A 2,237-nucleotide genomic window follows, 5' to 3' on the forward strand; every position below is an offset into this window, starting at 1 on the left:
TCTATGATCATGTCCCACTCAACTGATTGAAATTGTTGAAGGCGGGAGCTCGTTACCGCCATTTTCAAAACATATGATAGTTTAAAAAAAATGGTCGTGCAATCGTCATTTTTAGCTTGATATTCGACTCGAAATACTCTTTTTTGTCCTAAATATCGTATCAAAGGGATAGGCATGCAAAAAGCGCCTGATGCTGACGGTGGCGGTCTGACCCAGATGGTCGGGCCGGCCGAGCGCCTATGGTCCTCGGGCAAGCAGTCCACGCTCTCGGCGAACGTGATCGATCAGATACGAACGGTTCTGTTTGCCGGCAGGCTGGCCCCCGGCGATCGGCTTGGCTCGGAGTCGTCGCTGGCGCTGCAATTCGGCGTCAGCCGCATGACGATGCGCGATGCCTTGCGCTCGCTCCAGGCGTCGGGCGTGATCGAGGTCAAGGTTGGCATCAAGGGCGGCATCTTTGTCGCCGAGGGCAATTCCGAGCGCCTGGCCGAGACCATTGCCATCCAGCTGAAGTTGATCGGCATCAGCACCGAAGAGCTGCTCGACACCCAGATCGCCATTGAAGTGATGGCGGCAGGCCTTGCGGCAACCAACGCCGACAGCGCCGATATCAAGGCGCTGCATGACGCGCTGGCCGAGGCCGAGCGCCTGATCGACGACCCCGAGGAATTCACCTGGGCGGCGATCAATTTCCACGGCTGCGTTGTCGGGGCTTCCCACAACCGGGTTCTGGTCGCGCAGTTCAGGGCGCTTAGCCATGTCTTGATGCCGCTTTATGTCCGCGGCTCGTCGCCTGACGTAGCCCGTCGCGCCGTGGCGTTTCAGCGCGCGCTGATTGCTTGCGTCGAGGCGCGCGGAGCCGATGCTGCGAGAAATCTGGTTTACGAACGTCTGCAGTTCGTCAAGTCGCGCCAGTTGGGCGACCTGGCGAAGGGAGAGCCTGGCGAATGACCATGGAGGAGCGGTGAGGCCCAGCGCCTTGCCGCTTTGGTTCACGCCGGGCGCAGAGGGGCCAGGTGCAGAGGGGAATGCCTGCTGAACGCCGCAAAAGGAGCGGGCGTTGCGGGACAATTTGTGAAAAAGGGAGTGAGGAAGATGTTTACGATTTCGCGCCGAAGCCTGCTCAAGATTTCAGCGGCTTCCGGCCTGATGGCGGCATTGCCCGGCGGTGGTGCGTGGGCGGCTGAGCCCAAGCGCGGCGGACACCTTGTGGTGGCCAGTGGTGGTGCCTCGACGGCGGACTCGCTGGACCCGCGCACATTCGGTTCGCCTTACACGGCGGTCATGTCCGGCATCACGTACAACTCGCTGATCGAGGTTCACGGACTGGACATGGAACTGCGCCCCGGTCTCGCCAAGAGCTGGGAGCCGTCCAATGGCGGCAAGACCTGGATTTTTGATCTGGTCGAGGGTGCGACCTTCCACAATGGCAAGGCCTTCACCAGCGAAGACGTGGTCTTTTCGCTGAAGCGCCACGCCGAAGAAGCTTCGCGTTCCAACATGCGCAGCATCATCAAGGGCGTCGCCGATATCCGTGCGGATGGTCCAAACCGCGTCATCATCGACCTGCCCGAAGCCAACTACATGTTCCCCGCCATGCTGACGGCTTTCTCGCTCGGCATCGTTCCGGCTGGAACAACGACGTTTGATGGCGTGGGCACCGGGCCTTACAAGCTGAAAAGGTTCTCGCCGGGCGAAGTTCTCGAAGCCGAGCGCAACGAGAATTATTTCAAGTCGGACGCAGCCTTTGTCGACAGCGTCGAGTTCCTTGCGATCAACGATGCCTCGGCGCTGGGCAGCGCTTTCCAGAGCGGCCAGATCCATCTGACCACGCTGCTCGACGCGCGTACCGCGCCGCTGATGCGCCAGATGCCGAACCTGAAGATCTACAACACCGAAGGTCGCGGTTTCATCTGCTTCAACATGCGCACGGATATGGCGCCGTTCGACAATCCCGACATGCGCATGGCCCTCAAGCTTGCCGTCAACCGTCCCGACATGCTTGAGCGCGTTTCGGTGGGTGTCGGCCGCATTGCCAACGATACACCCGTTGCACCGAGCGATCCGGTCTACGCAGCCGACCTGCCGCAGACGGAATACGATCCGGCACGCGCCAAGGAACTGTTCGACAAGACAGGCTTCAAGGGCCCGATCGTTTTGCAGACCTCGGAAGCCATCTCGTCGCGCGCCGTTGACATGGCCGTGATCTTCCAGGAGCACGCCGCCAAGGCGGGCAT

At 60.6% G+C, this 2,237-nt stretch carries 2 protein-coding genes; both read left to right on the forward strand.

Features of this window, described 5'->3' with window-relative positions; all coding sequences use genetic code 11:
* Positions 1 to 174 precede the first annotated feature (174 nt).
* Entirely contained in the window at positions 175 to 951 is a 777-nt protein-coding gene (locus AC1DUU_RS30035; RefSeq protein WP_476786964.1) for a FadR/GntR family transcriptional regulator, read from the forward strand.
* A 144-nt stretch (positions 952 to 1,095) separates the two neighbouring features.
* Positions 1,096 to 2,237 (forward strand): ABC transporter substrate-binding protein (locus AC1DUU_RS30040; protein ID WP_476786965.1); only part of this gene is annotated, 1,142 nt, incomplete at its 3' end.

The organism is Aminobacter sp. P4_H6_2, assembly GCF_056400805.1.